Annotated in this window: 24 protein-coding genes, 1 tRNA gene and 3 pseudogenes; 15 read left to right on the top strand and 13 right to left on the bottom strand. The window is 67.7% G+C overall.

All coding sequences use genetic code 11. The features are described from left to right. Positions 1–197 (bottom strand): annotated as a pseudogene (locus E1292_RS52310) (hypothetical protein); the annotation flags it as partial. A gap of 543 nt (positions 198–740) precedes the next feature. On the opposite strand from E1292_RS52310, the gene E1292_RS28410 reads away from it, so the two are divergent. Together E1292_RS28410 and E1292_RS28415 are read left to right on the top strand one after the other, a co-directional pair. Next, a complete protein-coding gene (locus tag E1292_RS28410; protein ID WP_132598362.1) occupies positions 741–1,556 on the top strand; it encodes a hypothetical protein in 816 nt (271 codons plus the stop codon). 385 nt (positions 1,557–1,941) lie between these two features. After that, positions 1,942–2,196: a hypothetical protein gene (locus tag E1292_RS28415; protein ID WP_132598364.1), complete on the top strand. Its 255-nt coding sequence runs from the start codon at positions 1,942–1,944 to the stop codon at positions 2,194–2,196. Positions 2,197–2,475: 279 nt separating this feature from the next. Here the strand turns inward: E1292_RS28415 and E1292_RS28420 are convergent, their stop codons facing one another. Beyond that, positions 2,476–3,174 (bottom strand): TetR/AcrR family transcriptional regulator C-terminal domain-containing protein, encoded by a 699-nt coding sequence (locus E1292_RS28420; protein WP_132598366.1) that lies wholly within the window; start codon positions 3,172–3,174, stop codon positions 2,476–2,478. A 127-nt stretch (positions 3,175–3,301) separates the two neighbouring features. On the opposite strand from E1292_RS28420, the gene E1292_RS28425 reads away from it, so the two are divergent. The 3 genes from E1292_RS28425 to E1292_RS54105 all read left to right on the top strand — a co-directional run bounded on the left by E1292_RS28425 (position 3,302) and on the right by E1292_RS54105 (position 6,041). Further along, positions 3,302–4,177, top strand: coding sequence for a CPBP family intramembrane glutamic endopeptidase (locus tag E1292_RS28425; protein WP_220447098.1), 876 nt, complete (start codon positions 3,302–3,304; stop codon positions 4,175–4,177). A gap of 371 nt (positions 4,178–4,548) precedes the next feature. Then, positions 4,549–4,965 carry a SigE family RNA polymerase sigma factor gene (locus E1292_RS28430; RefSeq protein ID WP_246090392.1) on the top strand — a complete coding sequence of 139 codons (417 nt, stop codon included), beginning with the start codon at positions 4,549–4,551 and terminating at the stop codon, positions 4,963–4,965. After that, the gene (locus tag E1292_RS54105) at positions 4,962–6,041 is read left to right on the top strand and encodes a hypothetical protein (RefSeq protein WP_246090393.1); all 1,080 of its coding nucleotides are present in this window, start codon (positions 4,962–4,964) and stop codon (positions 6,039–6,041) included. Before E1292_RS28430 ends, E1292_RS54105 begins: the two co-directional genes overlap by 4 nt. 299 nt (positions 6,042–6,340) lie before the next feature. Here the strand turns inward: E1292_RS54105 and E1292_RS55875 are convergent. The 4 genes and pseudogenes from E1292_RS55875 to E1292_RS28450 form a co-directional block, all read right to left on the bottom strand. After that, a pseudogene (locus E1292_RS55875) lies at positions 6,341–7,057 on the bottom strand (ISAs1 family transposase); the annotation flags it as partial. A gap of 832 nt (positions 7,058–7,889) precedes the next feature. Then, the gene (locus E1292_RS28440; protein WP_342775703.1) at positions 7,890–8,540 is read right to left on the bottom strand and encodes a DUF6199 family natural product biosynthesis protein; all 651 of its coding nucleotides are present in this window, start codon (positions 8,538–8,540) and stop codon (positions 7,890–7,892) included. 404 nt (positions 8,541–8,944) lie between these two features. Beyond that, positions 8,945–10,144 carry a serpin family protein gene (locus E1292_RS28445; RefSeq protein WP_165974785.1) on the bottom strand — a complete coding sequence of 400 codons (1,200 nt, stop codon included), beginning with the start codon at positions 10,142–10,144 and terminating at the stop codon, positions 8,945–8,947. 158 nt (positions 10,145–10,302) lie between these two features. Next, positions 10,303–10,509, bottom strand: a complete 207-nt coding sequence (locus tag E1292_RS28450) for a hypothetical protein (protein WP_132598376.1) — start codon at positions 10,507–10,509, stop codon at positions 10,303–10,305. Positions 10,510–10,845: 336 nt separating this feature from the next. On the opposite strand from E1292_RS28450, the gene E1292_RS28455 reads away from it, so the two are divergent. The 4 genes from E1292_RS28455 to E1292_RS28470 all read left to right on the top strand — a co-directional run bounded on the left by E1292_RS28455 (position 10,846) and on the right by E1292_RS28470 (position 14,296). Further along, entirely contained in the window at positions 10,846–11,226 is a 381-nt protein-coding gene (locus E1292_RS28455; RefSeq protein ID WP_220447099.1) for a hypothetical protein, read from the top strand. Positions 11,227–11,615: 389 nt separating this feature from the next. Then, positions 11,616–12,113: a hypothetical protein gene (locus E1292_RS28460; protein WP_132598378.1), complete on the top strand. Its 498-nt coding sequence runs from the start codon at positions 11,616–11,618 to the stop codon at positions 12,111–12,113. Between the two features lie 360 nt (positions 12,114–12,473). Beyond that, positions 12,474–13,301 carry a helix-turn-helix transcriptional regulator gene (locus E1292_RS28465; RefSeq protein ID WP_246090394.1) on the top strand — a complete coding sequence of 276 codons (828 nt, stop codon included), beginning with the start codon at positions 12,474–12,476 and terminating at the stop codon, positions 13,299–13,301. A 44-nt stretch (positions 13,302–13,345) separates the two neighbouring features. Next, entirely contained in the window at positions 13,346–14,296 is a 951-nt protein-coding gene (locus tag E1292_RS28470; protein WP_132598382.1) for a quinone oxidoreductase family protein, read from the top strand. A 669-nt stretch (positions 14,297–14,965) separates the two neighbouring features. On the opposite strand, the gene E1292_RS28475 is transcribed toward E1292_RS28470, so the two are convergent. Beyond that, a tRNA-Arg gene (locus E1292_RS28475) sits at positions 14,966–15,038 on the bottom strand. An 888-nt stretch (positions 15,039–15,926) separates the two neighbouring features. Here E1292_RS28475 and E1292_RS28480 point away from each other — a divergent pair. Further along, the gene (locus tag E1292_RS28480; protein WP_246090395.1) at positions 15,927–16,949 is read left to right on the top strand and encodes a M15 family metallopeptidase; all 1,023 of its coding nucleotides are present in this window, start codon (positions 15,927–15,929) and stop codon (positions 16,947–16,949) included. Here E1292_RS28480 and mscL read toward each other — a convergent pair. From mscL to E1292_RS28495, 3 genes are read right to left on the bottom strand one after another with little or no spacing between them, the layout of a single operon-like run. Continuing rightward, positions 16,946–17,344 (bottom strand): large conductance mechanosensitive channel protein MscL, encoded by a 399-nt coding sequence (gene mscL, locus E1292_RS28485; RefSeq protein ID WP_132598384.1) that lies wholly within the window; start codon positions 17,342–17,344, stop codon positions 16,946–16,948. The genes E1292_RS28480 and mscL overlap by 4 nt on opposite strands. Before the next feature lie 23 nt (positions 17,345–17,367). After that, complete coding sequence (locus E1292_RS28490; RefSeq protein ID WP_132598386.1) at positions 17,368–17,958, bottom strand: RcpC/CpaB family pilus assembly protein; 591 nt, start codon at positions 17,956–17,958, stop codon at positions 17,368–17,370. Continuing rightward, positions 17,955–18,761 (bottom strand): S-methyl-5'-thioadenosine phosphorylase, encoded by an 807-nt coding sequence (locus E1292_RS28495; RefSeq protein WP_132598388.1) that lies wholly within the window; start codon positions 18,759–18,761, stop codon positions 17,955–17,957. Before E1292_RS28495 ends, E1292_RS28490 begins: the two co-directional genes overlap by 4 nt. Positions 18,762–18,858: 97 nt before the next feature. On the opposite strand from E1292_RS28495, the gene E1292_RS55475 reads away from it, so the two are divergent. Continuing rightward, positions 18,859–19,209, top strand: coding sequence for a hypothetical protein (locus E1292_RS55475; RefSeq protein ID WP_342775705.1), 351 nt, complete (start codon positions 18,859–18,861; stop codon positions 19,207–19,209). A gap of 14 nt (positions 19,210–19,223) precedes the next feature. On the opposite strand, the pseudogene E1292_RS55480 reads toward E1292_RS55475, so the two are convergent. The 3 genes and pseudogenes from E1292_RS55480 to E1292_RS28510 form a co-directional block, all read right to left on the bottom strand. Continuing rightward, a pseudogene (locus E1292_RS55480) lies at positions 19,224–19,388 on the bottom strand (FmdB family zinc ribbon protein); the annotation flags it as partial. A 43-nt stretch (positions 19,389–19,431) separates the two neighbouring features. Then, entirely contained in the window at positions 19,432–20,937 is a 1,506-nt protein-coding gene (locus E1292_RS28505) for a potassium/proton antiporter (protein WP_132598392.1), read from the bottom strand. A gap of 23 nt (positions 20,938–20,960) precedes the next feature. Continuing rightward, a complete protein-coding gene (locus E1292_RS28510; RefSeq protein ID WP_132598394.1) occupies positions 20,961–21,530 on the bottom strand; it encodes a 5-formyltetrahydrofolate cyclo-ligase in 570 nt (189 codons plus the stop codon). A gap of 24 nt (positions 21,531–21,554) precedes the next feature. Between E1292_RS28510 and galU the strand changes: the two genes are divergently transcribed. The 4 genes from galU to E1292_RS28530 are packed head-to-tail and all read left to right on the top strand — an operon-like array spanning position 21,555 to position 24,583. After that, the gene (galU, locus tag E1292_RS28515; RefSeq protein WP_132598396.1) at positions 21,555–22,457 is read left to right on the top strand and encodes a UTP--glucose-1-phosphate uridylyltransferase GalU; all 903 of its coding nucleotides are present in this window, start codon (positions 21,555–21,557) and stop codon (positions 22,455–22,457) included. Beyond that, positions 22,444–23,631 carry a molybdotransferase-like divisome protein Glp gene (glp, locus tag E1292_RS28520; protein WP_132598398.1) on the top strand — a complete coding sequence of 396 codons (1,188 nt, stop codon included), beginning with the start codon at positions 22,444–22,446 and terminating at the stop codon, positions 23,629–23,631. Before galU ends, glp begins: the two co-directional genes overlap by 14 nt. Then, positions 23,628–24,104 carry a cyclic pyranopterin monophosphate synthase MoaC gene (moaC, locus tag E1292_RS28525; protein ID WP_132598400.1) on the top strand — a complete coding sequence of 159 codons (477 nt, stop codon included), beginning with the start codon at positions 23,628–23,630 and terminating at the stop codon, positions 24,102–24,104. Before glp ends, moaC begins: the two co-directional genes overlap by 4 nt. Further along, the gene (locus E1292_RS28530; RefSeq protein WP_246090396.1) at positions 24,101–24,583 is read left to right on the top strand and encodes a MogA/MoaB family molybdenum cofactor biosynthesis protein; all 483 of its coding nucleotides are present in this window, start codon (positions 24,101–24,103) and stop codon (positions 24,581–24,583) included. Before moaC ends, E1292_RS28530 begins: the two co-directional genes overlap by 4 nt. Positions 24,584–24,586: the final 3 nt, after the last annotated feature.

The following is a 24,586-nucleotide window of genomic DNA, read 5'->3' on the forward strand; positions in this document are numbered from 1 at the left end:
GTGTTGCCGGGGGTGGGCCCGTCGTCGAAGGTCAGCCCCACGTAGCCGGAGCAGGCGCGGCCGGGGGCGCCGGTGCTCGCCTGCGCCTGCGTCTGCGTCTGCGGCGCGACCAGGCCCGCCGCTACGAGGGCCGCCGTGATGAAGGCCGCTGTGACGAGGGCCGCGCTCCGCGATCTCCACCACCGTAAGACGTGCAATGTCCACTCCTTCGCCGACCGACACGAACTGACTAAGGGGAACGCCTGCCGCCCGGCCCGGTTCCCACCGGCTCGCGGCAATGGGGAGGTTAGGATGCCGGGCCGCCCGTACGGCCGCAGACGGGCAGGAACGCGGCGAACGGTCGTCGGCACGCTGCGAACGGTCGTTCCTCGCGCCTGATCCATGAAAGTTACTCGCGCCCGCCGCCGAGGCGTACTCCAGCGGCACGACCTGCAGGGAAAAGGAGCCGAGCGGCGGAACGGCTCGAATACCGCACCGCCCGAATCGTTCAGCGGGAATGCGCAAAAAATGCCCAGACGGTTCCCAGGGCGATTATGGGCGGCACATATAGCCCGACGATGATCGTGAAATAGCGGAAATCTATCATTAACCTTGTCAAGGCTCTACGACGCGCAGAAAGTGAGGGGTGACCAGGAGGAACCACGACCGATGGAGGAACGGTGGACCGACCCGTCAGCGGGCTCCGGCGCGTCCGGCCGACGATCCGGCGCGCGTTATCCGTGGCTCTGGGAATTGTCATCATGGCATTTGTCGCCGTGCCGTCGGCCGCTGCGCCGGCGCTGCCCAAGCCGAAGGAATTCGTGTCGTACCTCGACCTCGAATGCTTCAAGACCGACCCGTACCAGCCGCCCGCCGTCGGGCTGACGCTGCGGCACCTCAACCCGGTCCTCGAAAGTCTGCCGATCGAGCAGATCACCCTCGGCGCGCGTGAGCAGTTGTGCGTGCCGGTCGCCAAGAACAACGTCATCCCGCCGCCCGAGGTATTGGACTTCATCAGGTTCGTCGACCTGGCCTGCTACCGGGTCCTCACCTCGGCGCCCGGCAAGGCGCTGGTGCTCAGCCATCTCAACCCCGTGCTGCAGGACCTGCCTCGTACGGAGATCGTGCTGGGCAGGGCGGAGCAGTTCTGCGTGCCGGTGGCGAAGAACGGCGTCGCGCCGCCCGCGGAGGTGATGCAGCTGGTGCAGCACATCGACCTGCTGTGCTACGGAATCACTCCGAACACGCCGATGAACCGGGCACTCAACCTCAGGCAGCTGAACCCGGTCCTGACCGACCGGATTCCTGCGGCGACGGTGCGGGTGACCTACGCACGTCAGCTGTGCGTGCCGATGCAGAAGCGCGGAGACATCATCCCGCCGGAGGTGCTGGAGGTGGTGCGCTGGGTGGATCTGGAGAAGTTCGACACGGTTGCTCCGGCGATCACGCCGGTGACGCTGAGCCTGCGGCATCTGAACCCGGTGCTTGGGCAGTTGCCGCTGGAGCGGGCGACGCTCACCGGTGCCGTGCAGCTGGGCGTGCCAGTGGCGAAGAACGGCCAGATACCGCCGGGGTGAGCGCGCTGCCGGTGAGGTAGGTCCCGGCCGGGCGTTCAGCAGGGGGCCGGCCGGGCGTACGGGCCGGTCAGCCCAAACCGCTTGGATGCCCCCCGCTGGGACATGTCCTGAAGATCTTGGTGGGTGAGCCGGCATGAGCCGGCTCACCCTCTTGACAGGGCATGGTAGGGACGAGAGTCCAGATGCCGTTGGTGTGGGGCCCGAGGTCGATCAGGCGGCGGCGCGGTGGTGGAGTCAGCGGTGTGCAGAGATGCGTACTTTCGTTGGGCCAGTCGGGCATGACGGCGTCGATGGACCATCCATTGGCGGTGATCGTGTGCAGTCCGCCACCCAGGCATCGGTCGAGGTGGTAACTGCTTTGCGGGGTGGCAGGCGGCGTGGACCAGTGGTGGTCGTGCTGGGAGTGGTTCTGGCTGCGGCCTACGTGGCTGGTCACTACCTGGCCGTGCGGTATGCCGTCGAGCAGGTGAGCGGCGAGATACGTCTGGAGGGGATGGACGTGACCGCAGACGACAATTGGCTGGCCGCAGGGCGGATCTCCCCGGTCGAAGACATGGCCTACCTGCTCGAAGAAGTGGCTGATGTGCGGGGAGAAGGTCATGTACGGGATACCTCGTCGCCCTCGCGGCGGTTTGCTTGATGTGCATCGGCATCCTGCTGCCCAGGTTGAAGGGACGGGCCCGGACTGTCCTGGTGGTTGTGGCCGGTGTCGTTTGGGGGCTGTATCCGGTTTCCGCTGTTCTCACGTTCGCCCAATGGGGTTTTCTCCACATGGGAGATGGCGGCGCGACCGGCTTCTCAGGGGACTTGTACGTACACCCGCCAGAGACGCGATCGCCTGATCGCGGCGGCTGTGGCGGACGGGTGACCGTCGAACGAGTCGCCTCTGGCGTGATGTTCCGGGCCGTCGTGGATGTGGTCACTCGTCGGTGTGCGGTGATGGGGGGCGGTTCTCCGGCTGCGCGTCGATGCCGGCGATCAGCAGGTCGATCACCTGGTTGAAGTAGTCGTTGTCGGTGGCGAGGGCGCCGGATTCCGATATGGCGGTGGCGAGGGCCTCTTCGTGCCGGTCCGGGTCGTTCTGGCGCGTCTGGCGCATGGAGACGGCGGTGGCGGTCGCGCCCAGGATCTGGTTGGAGAAGGCCCGGATCGCCACGGCTTGGACCTCCTCGCTCTTGCCGGATTCGTGCAGGGCGGTGATGATGCGCCGCGCCAGGGCGGCCGCGTTCGGACCGATCAGGGGCCGGGAGCCGGCGAACTCCGCCGCCCAGGCATGCCTGGTCAGCGCCGCGTAGAACCGGCCGGCGGTCTGCTTGAGCGCGGCGCGCCAGGCCACCTCCGGGCAGGGCAGCGCTGCGGCGGCCTCGGTCAGGATCGCGTCCACGGCCAGGTCCACCAGGTCCTCCCGGCGCTGGACGTACCAGTAAAGGCTGGTGGGGTGCACGCCGAGCTCCGCGGCGAGCTTGCGCATCGTCAGCGCGGGAGCGCCCTCGCGATCCAGCAGCGCGATCGTGGCGGCGACGATGCGGTCGCGGCTGAGCACGGGCTCGGAGCGGCGGCCCCGCGGCGGGCGGGTGAAGACGCTGTCGACGTGCTGCTCGGAACGTGGATCGGTCATACCCGACAGTGTACTGGGTCTCATACATTGTCGGATTGAATCCAACAGTGTTTGTTTCTGGGCGTCGCAAGATCGTCATCTTCGCGTTCAGGCGACGCGCCAGTTCACCTGACAGAGAGAGCCCGGTATGACCACCGCATCCGCACGCCTCGCCACCCCTGCCGCTCCTGGCGGCTACCGAGGCGACCTGATCCTGTTCATGACCATCGCCTTCGGCGTGAGCTGGGCGTCCTGGGCGGTGGCGATCGGGCTGGGCGGGCCGTCGGTGAGCCCGCTGGCGGGCCAGTTCCACCTGTTCGGTGCCTTCGGACCGCTGATAGGCGCCCTGGTGATCCGCGTCCGCCGTGGTCGCCGCGGCCGGCCCGCCCCCGAACACGCGGTCCGCTTCCGCCCCGCGAACCTGGCCTGGGCGCCGCTGCTGCTGGTGGCGGCCTCCGCCATCGTGCTGGCCGCCGCCTTCATCTCCCACGCCGCCGGAGGTCCCGCCCCCAGCCTGGACGGCGCGCTGGACGTGATCGCGGGCTTCGGCGGGCCCGCGACGTTCCTCGTCGGCCTGATCATCGGCGGGCCGCTGGCGGAAGAGCCCGGCTGGCGCGGCACCGCCTACCCCAGGATGCGCGCCACAAAGGGCCGCTTCCTGGCCTCCCTGATCCTCGGAGCGCTCTGGGCCGTGTGGCACCTGCCGCTGTTCTTCATCGGCGGCACCGTCCAGAACAGCCTCGGCGCCACCACCCCCAGCGGTGTGCTCTTCGCCGCCAGCTCCATTCCCATGGCCATGCTCTGCTGCTACGCCTACGAGCGCGGCGGCGTCCTCACCTCCATCGCCGTGCACTTCGCCACGAACGCCACCATGGTCCTGCTCGACGTCCAGCAGCCCGTCACCCTCGCCGTGATCATGGGTATGCAGGCCGTCGCCGCCGCCGCCCTCCTGGCCACCATCCGGCCCGCCGACCGGCCCACTGTGGTCACGACGTCCCCACTCGACAGCGCCCCTACCCACTGATCCTTCCGCAGTCCCGCCCGGCCGGGGCAGACGGCCGGGGCAGCGACGGGGATGCGAGCGTCAGCCGACGGAGTCGAGGACCTCACCCAGCTTGCGCACGACCGCGTTTGTCGCCTGGCATCCGGAAAGGTTCCCCAACCTGACGTTCGACTGAGTGCTTCGAGCTGGACGCTTGACAATCAGTGAGAAACGCACCACTCGATTACTGGCGTGACGCAACCTCCTGAGGGGCCTGTGCATGTAGATGACATGAAATCCGAGACAGTCCACCCGCCACCCGGTTCTCCGGGCGCTGAGGCATCGGCCGACACGGTCGTGACCGAGTTGTTCTCGTCCACCGGCTCGCTCTTGTGCGGCTGGCGTTCCTGCTGGTGGGCGACCAGGAGACCGCCGAGGACGTGGTCCAGGACGCGTTCGCCGCGGTGTATCGCAGATGGGGCAGGTTGGCTGACCGAGGGCAGGTGCTGCCGTACCTGCGCACGACCGTGGTCAATGGATGCCGGATGGTCCTGCGGCGCAGGGCGATCATCGGGCGGTTCCGCGGTCACCGCGAGGTTCCCTTCTGGTCGGCGGAGGCGGCGGCCCTGCTGGGGGAGACCCGGCGGCAGGTGTTTCTGGCGGTCCGGGCTCTGCCACGACGCCAGCGCGAGGTGTTGGTGCTGCGGTTCTACCTCGACCTGTCGGAAGCGGAGATCGCCGAGGTAATGGGGGTCAGCCGCGGAACGGTCAAATCGACGGCATCTCGGGCGCTGAAGGTGCTCGCCGTGAATCTGCAGGAGGAGCGATGACCCGAAACGTTGAAGACCGACTCCGCGACGCTTTCACTGCGGGTGCGGAACTGGTGTCGCCAGAGAGCTTGAGACCGGTCGCGGATCCTGTCTCCATCCGGCCGCGAAGGGGTTTTCGAGGGTTGCCGGTGTTGGCGGCCGCCGCCGTTGCGGTGATGCTCGGCGCGGTTGCGATCGTCCCCTCGCTGTTGCGGCATTCCGCAGTTCCGGAGGGGTTCACCGGTGTGGTGGACGCGCTGGCGCGGCGCACCGAAGAGCCGCGTGAATACTGGCGTAGCGAGACGGAGTCGTTGACGTGGCAGCGTGTGGCCAAGCAGACGTACAACATCGAGGACAATGTCCGCAGGGTCTTCTGGGCGACTCCCCGCGGTCCTGTCCTCGAGGGCACGCAGCTCTATACCCGGCCCTCGACCACCGCTGACCGACGGAAGTGGCGTGAGGCAGGTGCGCCGGCGCTGTGCGGTTTCAACGTGGGCTGCGAAGGCGTAGAGGACCTGCGTGGCCGGACGCGCTACTACTTTCCGGAGGGCTTCCTGCTCGCCGGTGGAGTATCGCTGACCCGTTCTCAGCTGCTCGCGCTTCCGCAGGACCCGCAGTTGCTGAGAGCGGAGTTGCAGCGGCTGTGGGGCGAGAAACGTCAGAAAGCTGCCGGTTCCGGCCGTTCCGAAGGCAAGCAGTACTCCGAGCAGGACATGCTGTGGCTGATGGGGGAGGACATACTCATGAACGCGCCGACCCCGCCTGCGGTGCGGGCGGCTGCCATGCGCATGATGGCCGCGTTGCCGGGCGCGCGGATTGTGAACGAGGCCAGGGATGCCGAAGGGCGAAGCGGCATGGCCATCGCACGGAGAACCGATCGCGATCCACTGGAACGGCGGCTGGTGATCGATCGGTCCAGCGGCGACGTGCTCGGGACGGTCACCTTGGTAGCCGGGTCACTGCCCGAAACCTCCGGCCTGGATATCGGCGACATGGCCAATGCAGAGGTGGTCAGGAAACTTGGCTGGACCGGCGACGGACCCCGGCTACCCGAAGGGTGCACCCAGCAAGTCGGGAAGGCCTGTGACGGCTTGTAGAGCGTGTGGAGGATGATCGCGAGCCGCGGTGGCCAGGCGTACCTGTAGCAGGCTGTCGTTGAGCGGGCCCGTCCTCGGGTGAGGCGGCATGCTGAAGATGGCCGCCCAGGGGCAGTCACGCGAACGCGCTCCCGGCCTGCGCCGAGGTCCGCTCGGCGGTCGGCGACGCGCAAGCTGGGAGACGCGCAGCCGCGGAGGAGCCGGTCGCTTCCAGTAGCTCGCAGCGGCCGGATCGCCTCGCGCCAGGGCTGGGCCTTGAGCCGGCGCAGGAGCGTGGGCTGGCTGCCCTTGACGATGAACATGTAATGACCCCCGGCATCGACGATCTGCCGGGCGTGTTCATGCTGGGTGTGCAGGGCGTCGGTGGTGATGACCGCGTCTGTGAGATCCAGGTCGGACAGCAGGGGCCTGAATATAGGGATTTCGTTGCTCGTGGCTAGGACCTGGTGTTGAGCCACCACAATCTGGGGGTGGCGGCGGGTGGCGGCCAGCAGATGAGTCATGCTTTGGCCGGTGCGGCTGCCTCGCAGGGTCTTGCCGTCCACGGCCAGGCCGAACAGTGGTGCTCTGGCGTCTGCGCTGATGGCCGATGGGGCGCAGTCGGCCAGGGCGGCCAGATAAGCGCACGTTGCGGCGTCGAAGGCATCGCCGTCCGGGCGGGCCAGCAGCCGTATCAGAGCGCTGCCGGCTAAGCGTACGGTGTCTGGGAGGCCGAGCCGGGCGCGCAGTTCGAGGTCATACCCTGCGATGAACCGGGTGACTTCACCGAAGAGGTCGCCCCCGCCGAGCACGGCGAGCAGGGACAAGGCCAGCAGAGGACCGAGCCTGTAGCGGCCGTCCGCGGCGGCTGCGCGGGTCGAGGACGGCATCCGGAATTTCAGCCAGCGTGGGCAGGTCTGGTAGTGGATCGACGGTGGAGACGTGCTCCAGGTGGCGGACGAGCACGTCGATCGGGGTGATGGCACACGAACGCGGCCCCCGTTCTTGATCGACTGGCTTGGACAACCGACGATCATGAGGGGTCGCGTATGACACCTCCACGCTGGGGCGCCCTCAACCACCTGTGGCGAGCAGGGCTGTCACAACTAAGTGTCCTCCCAGTGTGGGGTATACGATTCGATGTCTTCCGGCACGCGAATCCGTCCATTCAAGAGAGCAAGTGGTGCGATCTCAGCACCACCATAGAAACGCATGTAACCGACGAAGGATTCGATGCCGCTGGCATGTGCGTCGGCTGAGTGCCGGTCGAGCCAGTCCAGCAGTGTCCGGAGCTGGAGAAGTCGTCGGATGGAGTTCTTGGCGCACTGTCAGCGCCCACCCGTCCGACTGCTCTTGTGCGATCAATTCGGCGACGAGCGCGCCTCCCACCAGTCGGGCAGCGCCGCGCTGAGCGAATAGTGGCGGGCTCTGGTTCCGCCTGTTCCCTTATCCCACATGCCATCGCAGTTCGGCAAGCTCGTCGTCAGGAACGTCAGCACGAATGTCCACCGACAGCACTTGTTCGTGAATGTCTTCCATCGGCACACCGTACCGTCGCGACGCCCTGAAGATCTACTGTTCGAAGTTCCTGTGTACGCGCGTCTCGCCAGCCGAGAACGCTTCAGCCCTGCGGTATCCGCACGTTTCGGCCTTCCGATAGACGCGGAAAGCCGGCCCGATGATTATCGGTCGGCGTTCGGAGGCGATTCCAGGTCCGGACCGCACATGTCCTGGATATCTGTGCCTGCATTGAACGCCTTTCCAAGCCGCCACCGAGGTGGTTTTCCGCGGTTGGATGTCGAGACAGAAACTCGATCGAAGATCAAGATAGAGAGCGTTGGCCGTCGTACGGCGTGCGGAGTCATTCCTCTAGCACGAGGAGGCGATTACGGTTTTCGGATCACATTGCGAAACCGGTATGTACTTGCCATCAAGCGGCGCCCTGACCTCCCGGTCGCCGAGCCGCTTGCCGAGCGTGAATATCTTGGACTCGACCTTTTTGCGCGGAGCGGAGCAGGGAGAGGACGGACTAGCCAGGCTGCTCTTCTCGACAACGTGGATGTCCACTGCATCCTTCGACTCATCGATGGACGCTTTGACCAAGGTGGCGCACTCGTGGATCTGCCAGACGATCCGAAATTCTTTGGAGTTGGGTATACGCCAGTAGCCCACGATGTAGCCGTGACCCACACGGGATGAGGCCAAGAGATCATGTGGCTCCCGAAACCGCTTGAGTTCCTGCTCCTCCGCGTGTCGCCGCTCCGCCGCGCGTTGCTCGGCGATCTGCTGTCGCTGGTTGACTTCGGCTGACTTGGAAACGACAGATGCGATGGCCATCGAGACAAAGACGATGAGTCCTATGACTCCCATTATCCGGTACGCCGCGAAGGCCGCCTCGCTCGGCTCGTTGGCTTCCGGGTTCTTGTACTCCCAACTAGATAAATCCCATATGACTCGAGGACGGATGGCCACGGCCAAGCATGCAAGTATCAACAGGATGAGAAACCAGAGAGGGATCATCGGCTTCCAGAAGTCAGTGGTGCGTCAACAGACCGCCTACGGTACTGAGTGCGGCGGGGGTGGCCGGTCCCAAACCGCCACGCTGGCCGTGGCTGTGCAGGCGACCAATTTCAGGACAGTGTATCACTGGGCGACATCATGGTTCTGATCAAGTTCAACGAACTTAGCCTAGACGAATTCATATCACGCCGCGAGCCGGTTAACGAAGCATTCCTCTGGCACTTCCGATGGCGGATGGTGTCCAACCCAGAGTGAAGTCTCCGCCGGTTATAGGATCCCTCGATGAACTTGATCAACTCGTGCTGCACGCATGGCGAACGTCCGGTGACGCGCCATCTCCGTCCTCAGTCCCACCGAGGAACGATTCCGCCTTCGCAAACGTTCCTTACGCCGCCACGAGTGCTTCAGTGGCTTGATTCCGCATGCGGTATTTCGGGTTCGGCGACCCAGCCGGCGGTCAGGATGAGGCGGCTGCGGCGGTCGACCGCGAGGAATCCGAAGGGATGACTGAAGTCGAGGTCGATGTGCCTGGCTCGGTGAGGAGGCGGTGGAGCCATTCCAGCGACGGCTGCGAAGCCGGTTATCGCGGCGGATTTGAAGCCGGTGGCTGAGAAGGTGGCGACGGCGTTCTGCTGGGCCTGCGTGATGGCGAGGGGCTCGGTGCTGATGCCGGGAAAGTTCCCGCGGCTTGTGTCGGTCACCGTTGCCAGGCCGAAGACCTCGGGCAGCTTCAGCAAGTCGTGCGTGGAGGTGATGGTGAAGCGCGGAACCGTGACGTTCAGTACGTCGTCAGGGGCGTGGTCGCGTACGTGGCGAACAGTCATCCCCGGGCCTGGGTTGCCCGCAGGCAGGAAGCTGGCCGGCGTGGTGGGATGACGTGCGGCCAGCACGTCCATGCCGGCGCTGAGGACGTGGCCGGGTTTCATCGAGTCGTCACCGAGAACGAGGTGGACGTCGATTCCACCTGTTCCCATGACGCGCAGCATCATGAGCGGGCCGGAGGGTGTGTCCGCGACTCTGGCGCGGTCGAGTATGTGGGTGCTGCGGCGTAGGACATGGATCTCAGATCCGGCCCACGGGCCGACTTCAAACAGGTCGATGCCGTCGGTGAACGGGCGTAGCCACGTGGTGCGAACGGTCAACGCCATGGCCAGGACAAGGAGCACGTCGTCGGCCAGTTGGAGGGGCATGGCAGGGATGAGTCCACCGGTCTGCTCCTTGGTCCAGGTGTCGAGTCGGTACTGGTCCGCAGTGGGGTCTGAGGTGAGTTCGCCGTACATACCTGCGGGAAGCGTGGTGATCCAAGCCGGATGCAGTGGCAGGTCCGGCCGGGACCACAAGCCCAGCGCCGCCCGGATCGCTGTGGACCTGTCCATGATCGACAGTACGTTCCGGGCCGCCTGGGACGCGGTTGCGGCGTCCGTCCCAATGGCCTCCTGCAGTTCCTTGCGGCCCTGTCCTTCGGCGACCGATGCCAGGTGCGCCAACAGAGGCCAGGCGCCTGCGCCGGCCATCACGACCGATCCGCCCGGCCAGGTTTGCACCCATCGGGCGGTCAGCGCGTTCACTGCGGTCACCGAGTCGTGCTGGAGCTGCCGGTTCATGCGGGTGACCGTACAAGAGCCGCACGTCCTGGGCGGAGACATTCCTGTAAATCCTCGCCTTGGCCGACAAGACCGTCCGTAAGTTCCGGCTCGCGGCCACGGGACGAGTCGGTCAACGGGCATCGCAAGAGCGTGCGCTCCGTCGACCGGCATGGAGCCTACTTGCACCGCCGCAGAAACAAGGGCACGACGACGCCCGGCTCCATGCCACGATGCGATCGTCGTCCCCGGCAGCCGGTGCCGGGCGGCGCCCGCCGCGCGCAGGCCACGGCGATGCGAAAGTGGCTGTGCGGCTCGATCGTCGCCGGCCCCGGCCGGTGATCGCCAAGGTCTTCGACCACGCCGAAGCCCGTGATCCCGGCCATGCCCGTCCCTGGGTCATGTTCGTCGACGGAGCCCGCCACCAGCTCGATCTGATCACCTGCGAAGCTGCCCCCGCGGCGTCGTCATCGACTTCGGTCACGCGTTGGAGAGATTATGGCCTGCCGCCTGGAGCGTGCATCCTCACGCGGCACCGGCCGCTGAGGAGTGGGTAACCGGTCATGATCTGCCCTGCTGGCCGGGCACACCGGCAACCTCATCACCACGCTGCCCGACCAGGCCGCCATCACGGCCGCCCACCGCCGCGAGGGCGCCAACCAAGTAGCGCAAAGCAGCGTCCCACATACCGTTCGTGTTTACGCGGAGCCGGAGAGGACGCCATGTCCAGCGAAGCCAAGTCAGGTAACCAGAGTGGGGCATGGGGCTGCCTCGCCGTAATCGCCTTTGTTCTCGTCGGCTGCAACGCCCTCTTCGCCGGCAACGACCACGACATCACCGCCAATTCCTTACTGCATCTGCATGAGGCTGAAGATCTGGTGAGCTGCTTCCGGTCGGTTCGAAGACATCTGGCACCTGGAGCGTGGTTCGTCTTCGACGTGTTCAACCCGAGCGTGCGCCTGCTTGCCGAAGCCAATGGCGTGCGGCGCACCTGGGAATCGTTGTCGTTCATGGATTCTGACCGTGGCAACGTCAGTGTCGATGTCGCTGGGTCTACGATGCGCCCGCGCAAGTTCACGCGGGACGTGGTATCTCTCGACTGACTCTGAGCTCGATTCGTCGCCGCACCGCTCGACATCAGGAGCATCTTCCCGCAGGAGCTGCGGTGCCTTCGCCGGCCTTTCTCCGCAGAAGCAGATCGTCCGGCTCGCCGTCGCGATCATGCTGTGACTAGGCCTCTCGCCGCGGAGCCTGAAAAGGGTTCAGTGGGGGTCGCTCCAGAGCGTGTACCACGGACCCCACAGGCGCGATGTGTCGCCCGGCCTTCTGTCAGGGCTCCATATGTATGCGCGGTGACTGTTGCTGAGGGCGAAGACCACCGTGTCGCCGTCCCAGTAGACCGTATCGAACGTGAGGACGCCGATCGTCTGGCGCCCGAGCACCTCGTCTCTTCTCAACGTGCGGGCGACGGCTTCCATTGTCCGCGCACGCGGTGCTGACGCGGCCCGTCGCGGGTGCGTGGCCGGGCGGCAACCCGTTCATGTGGGAGTTCGTCTACTGGCGCGCGCTCGCACGTGACGGGTTGGCCGCTCGGCTGCTCGGTCTCGTGGTGCCGATCGTGTGCGGCGCTCTCAGCGCGGCCTGCCGGTTCGTGTACGACGACCTCGACCTAGTTGTGCTCGTCGTCCTGCTGATGGCCGGGCCTGGCATCTTACTCGCGCCCTCGTACCTCGCGAGTTTTCTGCTGCGGCGCCCGTACTGGCAGCCAGGTGTCGTGAGTCTGATATTGCTGGGCTTCGCGGTGGGCTTTCCCCTGATGTTCCTTGCCCAGACGCTCACCAAAGACCTGCCGCGCAACTCAGCCGCGGCACTGCTGCTCGACTGGGCCACGGTGCAAGGGTTGTTCATCGCGCTCGGCCCGGTCGCCGCAGCCGTGCTCTGGCTTCCCATAGGCGTGGTCCTCTTCCGGCGGTCGCGCAGCAACAGGTGACACAGCAGAACTTCCCGCAGCCTGCCCAGCCGGTGGACGCGGATATGCGGTGCGCGACAACTCCTCCGGGCGTCTAAAGGAGTGAGCAGGCAGAACTCAGGCAGGCTCGTCCGAGGGTGGCAACGCCTACCGCGCGCACTTGTGGGGTCGCCGTTCTGCCGGTTGTCGTGGACAGCGGGGAGCGGTACGCCTACAAGTTCCCTCGACAGCAGGTGGATCTGGTCAGGCGGCGGTTGCCGTGCGGTGATGACGGCATCGAGGTTGTCGGACGCTGCATGCGGCGGTGGAGCGCCGCAGCCGAGCGATCGGGTTCCCGCTTGCCAAGCATGAGCCATTTCATCCGCTCATATCATGACATTCATGGCAAATGACCATCGCCGTACGGAGCTACGTGACTTCCTGCGGTCGCGACGCGCCCGGCTGGCTCCAGCCGACGTGGGGATGCCGGAGGCGGGCCGACGCCGCACTCCCGGCCTGCGCCGAGAGGAGGTCGCGGTGCTGGCTGGGGTCGGGGTGTCCTGGTACACCTGGCTTGAGCAGGGCCGCGACATCACCGTCTCCAGCGAGGTGCTTGACGCGATCAGCGGGGCGCTGCGGCTGGACGAGGCCGAACGACGGCATCTGTACCTGCTGGCCGGCCTGAACCCCCCGCCAGGCACCGCGGCGGCGGCCGAATCGGTGACGGAAGAACTGCGACGTGTGATCGACGCCTGGTCGCCTCGTCCGGCCTACATCATGGACAGGCACTGGAACTTCGTGGCCGTCAACGATGCCGCCCGCGCGGTCTTCGGGTACGGCCGGACCGACCACAACTGCCTGGTCGCCTACTTCACCAACGAACGCTTCCGCGCCATGAGCCTGGACTGGGCACAGCACGCCGCCGACGTGGCGGGCAGATTCCGCGCGGACGCCGCGCAGTACCCCGACGACCCGGAGTTCGAACGCATCGCTTGCGAACTCGTCGCGGCCAGTCCCGAGTTCACCGACATCTGGGCCCGGCATGACGTCACTGCCGGCAACTCCGCGGTCAAGTCGATCCGCCACCCGGACGCCGGCGACCTCTGCTTCGAAGCCCTGAAGATGCCGCTGGACGACCACCCCGGTCTGCACCTCGTGCTGCACAATCCGCGACCCGGCACCGGAACCGAGAGCAGGCTCGCCAAGCTGGTGGTGCCAGACCCACGATAACCGGAGTCTGGGTATCTGCCCTGGCAGGCGGCACGATCGTGGGTATGAGAGCTATCACGATCCCCGAGTTCGGCGGTGCGGACGTCCTTCTGGCCGCTGAGGTGAAGATTCCCGAGCCCGGTCCCGGCCAGGTTGCCATCGACGTCGCCTACGCGGGTGCTAACTTCGCCGAGATCCTCTACCGGCAGGGCCTTGCGGCGGTGCCGCTCCCCTTCGTCCCCGGCATCGAGGTCTCCGGCCGCATCCGCGCCCTCGGCCCCGGCGTGACAGGCCTGCGCGTCGGCCAGCCCGTGGCGGCACTGACCATCGTCGACAGCGGCGGCTACGCCGAGGTCGTCACCACCTCGGCGGAACTGGTCGCCCCGCTCGACGGTTTCGACCTCGGCCTGAACGTCGCCGCGGCGATCCCGTCCAACAGCACTACCGCCTTCCTCGTGCTGGACAGGGTGGCCCGCATCGCCCCAGGGGAAAGCGTTCTGGCGCACGCCGCGGCCGGCGGAGTGGGCAGCCAACTCGGCCAGGCCGCCAGACTGCTCGGCGCGGGCCGCGTGGTCGGCGCGGTCGGCAACACCACCAAGATCGAGATTGCCAAGAGCTTCGGCTACCAGGAGGTGGTGCTCCGCGATCAGCATCCCTCCGGCTTCGACATCGTGGTGGACATGGTGGGCGGTACGGCACGCCGTACCGGACTCGATGCCCTCAACCCGATGGGCCGCCTGATCGTCATGGGCAACGCCAGCGGCGCCGACGATGTCGGCATCTCGGCCAACGAGCTGTGGCTCTCCAACAAGACCGTGTCGGGGTTCAACCTGGCTGCTTTCTCCGCCGCCTTCCCCGAGGAGGCAGGCCGAGCGCTGCGCCGAGCCGTCGCCGCCGTGGCGGCAGGCGACCTGCGGCTGCGCGTGGAGGAGCTGACGCTGGAGCAGGCCGCCGAGGCGCACAGGCGCATCGAATCCGGCACGACCACGGGCAAGCTCGTCCTCAAGGTCGCCTGATCGCACCTGCGATGGACCTGGTCAGCTCGCGTAGTGGGAAGGCTTGCCCTCCCCCACTGCCGGCGCCGGCGGTATCCGTGGAGCGAACACGGAACCGAGCGCTCTCTCAGCGGAATGACACTGACTGTCAGAGGCCGAACAGCGGCCGACAAGCCGCCGTCCCGTCCACCCTCACCGCGGGCCGCCTCTCCTGAATCGGGTAAGCCGTAGGCGGTCGGATACGACGGCCTCGTCGCCGCGGGCGTCACGACGATGCCGGAGCCCAGCACGGCCGATGTCCGTGCCTGGGCTCGCGAGAGCGGTCTTGAGGTGCCGGCGCTGGGGAGGGGGCGAGCGGCATCGACATGCCGGGCGATGTCATTCTTACCGGCGACTGGTGAGGACGGTCTTGGCATGGAGGATGACGCTCGGTTTCACGCATGTATCAGCTTGATCAACGGCTATGTACGTCGCATGCCGAGCCGTCGTAGCGGGTTACGAGAGGCATAAGGGCTCAGAATTGGGGGCCTGAACTGGGAAAACACTGCCAAGATCATCCCGATTATGTCCCCTGATCATGGTCCTACGGCTGCGTTCGGGCGCTCCTGGCTGCCTATCAAGGTCCACCAAGCAAAGAACCTGCGGCCATGAAACCGCAGGTCACAGGTCGAAACGCCTGATCGAGATGCGTGCCCCCGGCAGGATTCGAACCTGCGGCACCCGCTTTAGGAGAGCGGTGCTCTATCCCCTGAGCTACGGAGGCGGACCCTGGTAAGCCTAGCGAAAGTCTGGCACTGCGTGTGACGTGGAGCCGGGGTGAGTTTGGTTGGGTTGGTTATGGGAGTTCTGAGCTGCGGTAAAGGCATGGCAAGTGATCGGATTGTGCCTCGGCAAGCGTGGATAGCGTCTGCCTGTGACCAGGAGGAGATGCGCGCGAGCCCGTCGGCGGCCTGTTGTGTTGTTCGGGGCGTTGCTGGCGCCGGGGATCCTTGCCGGTGGGCTGCTGGCGGGGGAGATGAAGGGCTTCGAGCGGGACGTACGGGTGGCCGGTGCCGGGCACGGGAGCGGGATGGCGGTGTTGGCGCCGGTGCGGTTGCCTGCCCCGGCGCATCCGGATCGGGTGTACGAGGGCGTGGTGCCGGCGCCGGTTCGGGAGGATCCTGTGCCGGTTCGGCCGGTTCCGGTTGTCTCCACGTCCGGGGATGAGGGTGGGCCGGAGCCCGAGTCCGAGCGGGTGGTGGCGGAGGAGCCTGTGACGCCGGCGCCGACGCGGACGGAGGCGTCGTGTCCGGGGGAGTGGGCGGACACCTGGTTGTGGGAGTTGTGCCGGGCGCGGCAGCAGGCGGTGGATTCGGAGGCGGGCGGCGGGGATTTGCTGCCGGGGATCTGAACCGTGGCCCGGTGGGCGGCGTACCCGTTGGTAGGGCGTGCTGAGGGCTCCTGGGTGTTGGTGGCGTTCGGGATGCGGCGTGTTGTGGGGGTTGACAGTACAGAGTGGGTTTTTTGTCTCATAACAGCTCTTCGGAGTTCGCTCCGGACTCTCTGGGGGCTGTAGTAACGTGCGTGCCTGACCCCGGTAACGAGTTTGCAAACGGAGGAGTCGAACGTGCCAGCCCCTCGGTCAGCGGGTCTGATCGCGGTCGTCATGGCGATGGCTTCTCTTGTTACGCCGTCCGCGCCGGCTCGAGCTCAGGAGCGGGAACCGCGTGACCCCTCCGGCCTGACCGCGCTGCGGCAGGAGGCCGAGAAGTCGGCCAAAGAGCTCGAGGACGCCACCAAGGCGCTCGAGAAACGCCGGTCGGAGATCGCCGCCTCCGAGAAGCAGCTCAAATCCAAGCTCACCGCACTGCAGGAGCTGGAAGGGCGGCTCGCGGTGATGCGGAAGCCCGTGGCCGAGATGGTCGAGTTGATGTACGAGCAGCCGGTCGCGGCGGATGGGGTGCTTCCGTTCCTGACCGGAGGGTCGGATCAGCGGAAGCTGCGGGCACTGACGGACGCCACCCACATGGTGACCATGCGGCAGCAGGCGGTCGAGCAGACCAGCACGCTCTATAAGGAGGCCGAGCGGCTGGCCGCCGAGGCGCAGGAGTTGCGGGCCGGCAACCTGCTGGCCGAGGCGCAGATAGCGGCCGAGGTCGACACGCTGCGGAAGCGGTCGGACAAGATCGTGAAGTCGTTGACGTCGGCGCTGGTCAAGCTGGGTATCAAGATCGACAAGGTGGGGCGGGACGCGCTGGGGTGCAATCCGCTGCGGGCGGCGACGGCCGACGACTATCCCAACGGGCTGATCCCCAAGGGCATGTTGTGCCCGTTGCAGCAGAGGGGGCACAGTCTGAGGGCCGACGCCACCATCGCGTTCGTGAGCCTGAACGAGGCCTATCGCAAGCAGTTCGGTAAGTCGATGTGCGTGACCGATGCCTATCGCAGCCTCGGCGAGCAGCAGTCCGTTTATTACCGGCGGCCGGGGTTCGCCGCCGTGCCGGGGCGGAGCAACCACGGGCTCGGGCTGGCCGTCGATCTGTGTGGCGGGGTGGAGCGGTCGGGGTCGGCGGAGTTTGTCTGGATGGAGAAGAACTCCAAGAGGTATGGGTGGTTCCACCCCTCCTGGGCCTACAGCAACCCGTTCGAGCCGTGGCACTGGGAATATGATCCCGACATCGACTCGGTGCTCTAGACGGTGGCCACCTGCGCGCTGCAGAAGGCGCAGCGGGAGGCGGCCTTGGGGATCTCTGACAGGCATTCGGGGCAGTCGCGGGTCGTCGCCTCGACCTTGGCGGTCAGACGGTCCTTGACGTGGGCGTAGGGCTTGACGACGAGGAAGTAGACCACGCCGGCGACGATCAGGAACGACACCACCGCGTTGATGAAGTTGCCGTACATGAAGTCGGACTGGCCGACCGTGACCCTCAGCGACGAGAAGTCGGGCAGGCCGCCGAACGCCGAGATGAGCGGCGTGAGCAGGTCTTTCACGAACGACTGGACGATCGAGTTGAAGGTCGCCCCGATGACGACGGCCACGGCCAGGTCGATGACGTTCCCCTGCATGAGGAACTTCTTGAATCCACTCATGCAGATGGATGGTAGCCGCGCGCTCACGGGCCGCCGGCCGGATTGATGGTGATCGACAGCCGGCCGCCGGCCTGGGCGGCGGCCAGCTCTGCCGCCTGGGTGGGGGTGGTCGCGAGCACGATCAGGGCGCCGTGGTCGTGGCCGGAGTCTCTCGTGGTCGCCGGGATGGTCAGGACGGTCAGCGCCGACGCGATCTGGCGGGCGGGCTGGCCTTCCTGCCAGGACGCCAGCACGCCGATGGTGGAACCGGGGGAGATGAGCTCGACCGCCGCGGCATCGGCTATGCGCACGGGGGCGGCCACCATGCCGGGCGGCAGGCGGAAGGTGCGGAGGAGGCGGACGTCGGTCAGGGGCTCGCCCTTGCGCATGGGGGTCGCGAGGATCTGGCCGGTCCGCGTGGCGCGCACCGCTCCTGACGGAGGGTGGGCGAGCGGGACGGGGCTGAAGTCGTCGGGGTCGAGAGGGCCGGGGGACAGGTCGCGGGCCGCCACCAGGACCGTAGGGCCGGCGGCGGGGCGAGTGGCGAGGTAGGCGGACAGGACCGCGACGGCGGCCAGCGCCGCCGCGATGAGACGGCGGCGACGGGCGTAGCGGCTCAGCCAGGTCTGGATCACGGCAGCTCGAAGGGGTGGTCGATGCCGTCGAGGGCGGTGGGGCAGGGGCAGCTGCGCTCCTCGGGAAGCGCCTGGACGGTCTCGGTCACGAGGGTGCGCATGCGGGCGACGTTTTGCGCGAAGAATTTGAGCACCTCGTCGTGGGTGACGCCCTGGCCGGTCTCCACCCCGGCGTCGTGGTCGGTGACCAGGGACAGCGAGGTGTAGCAGAGGGCCAGCTCGCGGGCCAAGATCGCCTCGGGGTGGCCGGTCATGCCGACGATCGACCAGCCGTTGGACGCGAACCACTGCGACTCCGCCCGCGTGGAGAACCGCGGGCCCTCGATCACCACCAGCGTGCCTCCGTCGACGGTCTCCCAGGCGCCGGCTCTGGCGGACCGCACGGCCACGGCCCGGCCGGCCGGGCAGTAGGGGTCGGCGAAGGAGACGTGGACCGCGCCGTCGGTGTCGTAATAGGTCTGGACGCGGCCTGAGGTGCGGTCGACGAGCTGGTCGGGGATGACCAGGGTGCCAGGGCCGTATTCGGCTCTCAGCGAGCCCACGGCGCTGGGCGCGAGCACCTGCCGGACGCCGAGCGAGCGCAGCGCCCAGAGGTTGGCGCGGTAGGGGATGCGGTGTGGCGGGAAACGGTGATTGCGGCCGTGCCGGGGGATGAACGCCACGGAACGCGCGCCGATGCGCCCGACCGTGACGACATCGCTGGGCGACCCGTAGGGGGTGGAGAGCTCGATCTCCTCCGCGTCGTCGAGCAGGGAGTAGAAGCCCGAGCCGCCGATGACGCCGATGTCTGCGCGAGTGACCATGGCGCAGAGAGTAGCTGGAGTGGGGACGGGCGGTGGGGAGCAGAGTGCGGTTCTGTGGATAACGGGGGACGCCCCGCGCAAGCACGCCAGGAGGCCGGTGAAGGCAGCGGGCCGCCGCGCGCGGGAGGGCCCGCGCCGGCTGGTCGCCGCCCGAGGGCCCGGCCCCCGACTCGTACGGCTGCTGGACGGGTCGCGCAGGAACCGCGGGCCCCTGGCCGAAGCGTGCCCAAGACCCGGGCGGCCCGCCCAGGCGATCGGCGTCGGTCAGTTGGAGGCGGCGGCCGGCGCGGGAGCCGGGGCTGAGGAGCCGGAGTCGCCCGACTTGCTCTCCGAGGACTTCGACGACGAGTCAGCCGACGACGAGTCAGCCGGCTTCGAGGACGACGACGAGGACGCGGAGGAGGAGGTCGAGGCGCCAGAGGTCGACGAGCGGCTGTCGGTCTTGTAGAACCCCGAGCCCTTGAACACGATGCCGACGGCGGAGAAGACCTTCCGCAGGTTTCCTTCGCAGCTCGGGCAGACCGTCAAGGCGTCATCGGTGAACTTCTGGACGACCTCGAGCTGCTCACCGCAGTCGTTGCAGGCGTACTGGTAGGTCGGCACGCGCTTCTCCTTCAGCTTTGGCACTCGAGGGATGCGACTGCTAATGCTAACCGATGCCGTCAAACACCTATTCCAGCCCCCGCTCGCCGTACCAACCTGCCAGCTTCCCGCTGCGGCTCACGGCGCGGATGCGGCGTTCGACCTGGTCGCGGCAGGATGCGGTGGCGACGACCAGGAGCTGGTCGTTCACCCTGACCCTGGTGGTGGTGGCGGGCACGAAGGACTTGCCGTCACGCACGATCAGCGTCACGGCGGCGCCGGCGGGCAGGCGCAGCTCGAAGATCTCCACACCGTGCAGCCGCGAGCCCGGCGGCACGGTGATCTGCAGCAGGTCGGCCTGGAGCTCCTCCAGCGGCGCTGACTCCACCGCGAGGTCGTGCGCCTCCGCCGGCGCGGCCACCTTGAGCCGCCGGGCGACGAACGGCAGCGTCGGCCCCTGGAGCAGGGTGAACACGATGACGATCACGAAGACCTGGTTGAAGATCTCTTTGGAGCCCTCGACACCTGAGGCCCAGGGGATGGTCGCGAGCACGATCGGGATCGCGCCGCGCAGCCCCGCCCACGACAGGAACGCCTGGTCGCGCCAGCTCACCCAGCCCATCCGCAGCACCCATGCGACCACCGAGCTCGCCATGACGCACAGCGGACGCACCAGGAGCACCATGACGGTGCCGGTGATCAGGCCGGGAATGATCGCGGAAGGCATCTCCTTCGGGCTGGCCAGCAGCCCCAGCATCACGAACAACCCGATCTGCGCCAGCCACGCCGCCCCCTCGGCGAACCCTCTGGTCGCCGCCCGGTGGGGCAGCCGCGAGTTGCCCAGGATCAGCCCGGTGAGGTAGACGGCCAGGAATCCCGAGCCGTGCAGCAGCACCGCGCCGCCGTACGAGACGAAGGTGAGCGCGAGCACGGCGATCGGGTAGAGGCCCGAGGCGGGCAGGGCGACGCGGCGCAGCGCGTACGCGCCCGCGGGCCCGACGGCGAGGCCGACCGCCGCGCCGATGAGCAGCTCGATCGTGGTGTCGAGCAGGAACGTTCCCAAGCTGGGAGACGAGTGCGCCGCCCCGCTGAGCAGCACCACGGCGATCACGGTGGGCGCGTCGTTGAAGCCGGACTCCGCCTCCAGCACGCCCGCCAGGCGGGGTGGCAGCGGCAGCCTGCGCAGCACAGAGAAGACGGCCGCCGCGTCGGTGGAGGCCAGCACCGCGCCGAGGATCAGCGCCGTGTTCCGGTCGATGCCGAGCAGGCCTTGGACGACCAGCGCCAGCACGACGATGCTGACCGCCACGCCCACGGTCGCCAGCACCACGGCTATGGGGACGGACCGCCGTACATGGGACCAGTTGGTGGTGAGCCCGCCCTCGGCCAGGATCACCGCCAGCGCGGTCAGGCCGATCTGCTGGGCCGTCTGAGGACTGTCGAAAGGGATGCCGAACCCGGAATCGCCCAGGAGGAGGCCGAATCCCAGGAACACCAGCAGGCTGGGCAGACCGGTGCGATGCGCGAGGCGTACGGACGCGATGGCGGCGATGACGATCGCCGCTCCGAGGAGGAGCCAGACATCAAGCGTCATTCAGCCCCCTCTCATCCCGGTGTTCACATAAGACTAGTAAGGCCTGACGGTGTCATGGCATACCGGATGTGGCGGTCGTGTGGTTCGGCCGGGACACCGTCGATCAGCTCCCCGTCGTGGAGCAGGGCGACCGTGGGGACGTTGGGACCGACTCTGGCCAGGGCCCGGTCGTACGAGCCGCCGCCGCGGCCGAGGCGCACGCCGGTCTTCCTGTCCACCGCCAGGGCGGGCACGATCACGAGGGCGGCGGTGCGGACGGCGTCGACGCCGCGGCGGGTGTCGACGGGCTCCATGATGCCGAAGCGGCCGGGGGCGAGCGTGCCGGGCCCGTCATAGACCGCCCAATCCAGGTCGTCGTCCTCACGAAGCACCGGAAGGATCACGGTCGCGCCGTGTTTCCACAGAGCGAACACCAGCCCGTGCGTGTCCGGCTCCGACCCCGTCGACCAGTAACAAGCCACCAGACCGGCCATCTGGACCCACGGTTGTTCGAGCAGCGTTTCGCGGACCTTGACGGCGTTTGCCCGTAGTTGCTGAGGGGAGAGGGCATCACGTGCCGCGTTAAGCTCGCGGCGCAGGTTGAGCTTGTCCACAGGTGCCTCCACTAGGGTCTACTCATGGCTGACTTCGACCCTGTGACGAAAGCCGTGGTGCCCGCCGCGGGTCTGGGCACCCGGTTTCTCCCGGCGACCAAGGCGACACCGAAGGAGATGTTGCCCATCGTCGACAAGCCCGCGATCCAGTATGTCGTTGAAGAGGCCGCCTCGGCGGGGCTCCTCGACGTGCTCATGGTCACCGGCAAGAATAAACGGTCAATCGAGGATCACTTCGACCGGGCGTTCGAGCTGGAGGGGGCCCTCGAGGCCAAGGGCGACGAGCACCGGCTGTCCCAGGTTCGTGAGCCCGCCTCGCTCGCGACGCTCCACTACGTACGCCAGGGCGAGCCGAAGGGCCTCGGCCACGCGGTGCTCTGCGCCAAGCAGCACGTCGGCGACCACCCGTTCGCCTGCCTGCTCGGCGACGACCTGATCGATTACCGCGACCCGCTGCTCAAGCGCATGATCCAGGTGCGCGACACGTTCGGCGGAAGTGTGATCGCGCTGATGGAGGTGCCCAAGGAGCAGGTCTCGCAGTACGGCGTGGCGACCATCGAGGCGACCGCCGAGGACGACGTCGTGCGGGTCACCGACCTGGTGGAGAAGCCGCCGGCCGACGAGGCGCCGTCCAACTGGGCGATCATCGGCCGCTATGTGATCGATCCCGCGGTGTTCGCGGTGCTGGAGGACACCCCGCCGGGGCGCGGCGGCGAGATCCAGCTCACCGACGCGCTGCGCACGCTCGCTTCCCGCGGCTCCTCGGAGGGCGGGCCGGTGCACGGGGTGCTGTTCCGAGGGCGGCGCTACGACACGGGCGACAAGCTCGACTATCTGCGGACGGTGGTGAAGTTCGCGGCGGACCGGGAGGATCTGGCGCCGGATTTCGTGCCGTGGTTGCGGGAGTTCCTCGATGAAATCGGTTGACGCGCACCTGGCCGAGATCCTGGCCACTGTGCGTCCGCTGGCGCCCCTGGAGCTCGATCTGGAGCAGGTGCTGGGGACGACGCTGGCCGAGGACGTGTCGTCGCCGGTGCCGCTGCCGCCATTCGACAACTCGGCCATGGACGGGTACGCCGTACGCGCTGATGACTTGTCGGAAATTCCGGTTACCTTGCCGGTGATCGACGACGTGGCGGCCGGGTCGACCGAGCTGCGGGCCGTCGGGCCCGGCCATGCCGTACGCATCATGACCGGGGCGCCGCTGCCTGCCGGGGCCGACACCGTTGTGCCGGTGGAGTGGACGGACGGCGGCACGGTCTCCGTTCGCATCGACCGCCGCGCCGAGGCCGGCAACGCGATCCGGCGGGCGGGGGAGGACGTCCAGGCAGGCGGCGTGGTGCTCAAGGCGGGCACCGTGATCCGACCCGCGCAGCTCGGCATCCTTGCCGGGGTGGGGCGGCGGCGGGTCAAGGCGCGGCCGCGGCCCAGGGTCGTGGTCCTCTCCACGGGCGCCGAGCTGGTCGAGCCGGGATCGCCGCTGGCCACCGGGCAGATCTGGGAGTCCAACAGCTACACCCTGACGGCGGCCGTGCGGGAGGCGGGCGCCGACGGCTACCGCGCCGGCTCGGTCGCCGACGATCCGGCCGAGCTGCTCGACCGGCTCGACACCCACCTGGTGCGCGCCGACGCGATCATCACCAGCGGCGGGGTCTCGATGGGGGCGTACGAGCCGGTCAAGGAGGCTCTGTCGCCGCTGGGGACGGTCCGGTTCGAAAAGGTGGCCATGCAGCCGGGGATGCCGCAGGGCTTCGGCGTCCTGGGGGACGACCAGGTGCCGATCTTCGCTCTGCCCGGCAACCCGGTGTCGTCCTTCGTGTCTTTCGTGCTGTTCGTACGCCCGGCGCTCGACAGGATGCGCGGCCTCCCCAGCGGCATGCCGGAGTTCGTGACCGCCAGGGTCGCAGGTCCCTTGCGTTCGCCGTCGGGGCGGAGGTCGTTCCTGCGCGGTGCGCTCGCGCCCGACGGCACGGTGACGCCGGTGCACGGGCAGGGCTCCCACCAACTTGCCGCCCTGGCGGTGGCTGACGCGCTGATCGTGGTTCCCGAGGAGGTCACCGAGGTGGCCGCGGGCGCCACGGTGGAGGTGATCAAGCTGTGAGCGAGCTGACCCACATCGACGAGACCGGCGCCGCCCGCATGGTCGACATCTCCGCCAAGGACGTCTCGGCCCGCACCGCCACGGCGAGCGGCCGGGTGCTGCTGACGGCCGAGACGGTGGCGCTGCTGCGGTCGGGCGAGATGCCCAAGGGCGACGCGCTGGGCGTGGCCAGGATCGCGGGCATCATGGGGGCGAAACGCACCCCCGACCTGATCCCGCTCTGCCATCCGATCGCGCTGCACGGCGTGAAGGTCACGCTGGAGGTCGAAGACCGGGGCGTGGCGATCACGTGCCGGGTCAAGACGGCCGACCGCACCGGCGTGGAGATGGAGGCGCTGACAGCGGTCTCGGTGGCCGCGCTGGCGCTGATCGACATGGTCAAGGCCGTCGATCCGGGCGCGGTGATCACCGACGTGCGGGTGGAGGAGAAGCTGGGCGGGAAGACCGGCCGCTGGACCCGGGATCCGGCGTGATCCGGGCTCTCGTCATCACGGTGTCGAACCGGGCGTCGTCCGGGGTTTATGCCGATAAATCTGGCCCTCTCCTGGTCGACCTGCTGCGCGGCGAGGCCGGCTGCGAGACCGTCGAGGGCCCCGTGCTGGTGCCCGACGGCGAGGCGGTCGAGCGGGCGCTGCGCGAGGGCGTGGCGGGCGGCTTCGACGTCATCGTCACGACCGGCGGCACCGGCCTGACACCGCTCGACCTGACGCCCGAGATGACGGCCAGAGTGATCAGCCGGGAGGTTCCGGGAATAGCCGAGGCCATTCGCCAGGCAAATCGCGAAAAAGTGCCTACGTCTGTACTTTCGAGGGGATTGGCCGGACAAGCGGGCAAATCATTGATCGTGAATTTGCCGGGATCTTCCGGCGGCGTACGCGACGGCATCGCCGTACTCGCGCCGATTCTGCGGCACGCGGTCGATCAGATCCAGGGCGGCGATCACCCGCGCTGACCG

It is taken from the genome of Nonomuraea deserti (assembly GCF_004348685.1).
GTDB classification, from domain to species: domain Bacteria; phylum Actinomycetota; class Actinomycetes; order Streptosporangiales; family Streptosporangiaceae; genus Nonomuraea; species Nonomuraea deserti.

Excerpts from the sequence above, each read along its gene's own strand:
- E1292_RS28410 (WP_132598362.1), top strand. The coding sequence starts at position 741 with ATGGCATTTGTCGCCGTGCCGTCGGCCGCTGCGCCGGCGCTGCCCAAG.
- E1292_RS28420 (WP_132598366.1), bottom strand. The coding sequence starts at position 3,174 with ATGACCGATCCACGTTCCGAGCAGCACGTCGACAGCGTCTTCACCCGC.
- E1292_RS28425 (WP_220447098.1), top strand. The coding sequence starts at position 3,302 with ATGACCACCGCATCCGCACGCCTCGCCACCCCTGCCGCTCCTGGCGGC.
- E1292_RS54105 (WP_246090393.1), top strand. The coding sequence starts at position 4,962 with ATGACCCGAAACGTTGAAGACCGACTCCGCGACGCTTTCACTGCGGGT.
- E1292_RS28440 (WP_342775703.1), bottom strand. The coding sequence starts at position 8,540 with ATGATCCCTCTCTGGTTTCTCATCCTGTTGATACTTGCATGCTTGGCC.
- E1292_RS28445 (WP_165974785.1), bottom strand. The coding sequence starts at position 10,144 with ATGAACCGGCAGCTCCAGCACGACTCGGTGACCGCAGTGAACGCGCTG.
- E1292_RS28450 (WP_132598376.1), bottom strand. The coding sequence starts at position 10,509 with ATGGCCGGGATCACGGGCTTCGGCGTGGTCGAAGACCTTGGCGATCAC.
- E1292_RS28455 (WP_220447099.1), top strand. The coding sequence starts at position 10,846 with ATGTCCAGCGAAGCCAAGTCAGGTAACCAGAGTGGGGCATGGGGCTGC.
- E1292_RS28465 (WP_246090394.1), top strand. The coding sequence starts at position 12,474 with ATGGCAAATGACCATCGCCGTACGGAGCTACGTGACTTCCTGCGGTCG.
- E1292_RS28470 (WP_132598382.1), top strand. The coding sequence starts at position 13,346 with ATGAGAGCTATCACGATCCCCGAGTTCGGCGGTGCGGACGTCCTTCTG.
- E1292_RS28480 (WP_246090395.1), top strand. The coding sequence starts at position 15,927 with ATGGCTTCTCTTGTTACGCCGTCCGCGCCGGCTCGAGCTCAGGAGCGG.
- mscL (WP_132598384.1), bottom strand. The coding sequence starts at position 17,344 with ATGAGTGGATTCAAGAAGTTCCTCATGCAGGGGAACGTCATCGACCTG.
- E1292_RS28495 (WP_132598388.1), bottom strand. The coding sequence starts at position 18,761 with ATGGTCACTCGCGCAGACATCGGCGTCATCGGCGGCTCGGGCTTCTAC.
- E1292_RS28505 (WP_132598392.1), bottom strand. The coding sequence starts at position 20,937 with ATGACGCTTGATGTCTGGCTCCTCCTCGGAGCGGCGATCGTCATCGCC.
- galU (WP_132598396.1), top strand. The coding sequence starts at position 21,555 with ATGGCTGACTTCGACCCTGTGACGAAAGCCGTGGTGCCCGCCGCGGGT.
- glp (WP_132598398.1), top strand. The coding sequence starts at position 22,444 with ATGAAATCGGTTGACGCGCACCTGGCCGAGATCCTGGCCACTGTGCGT.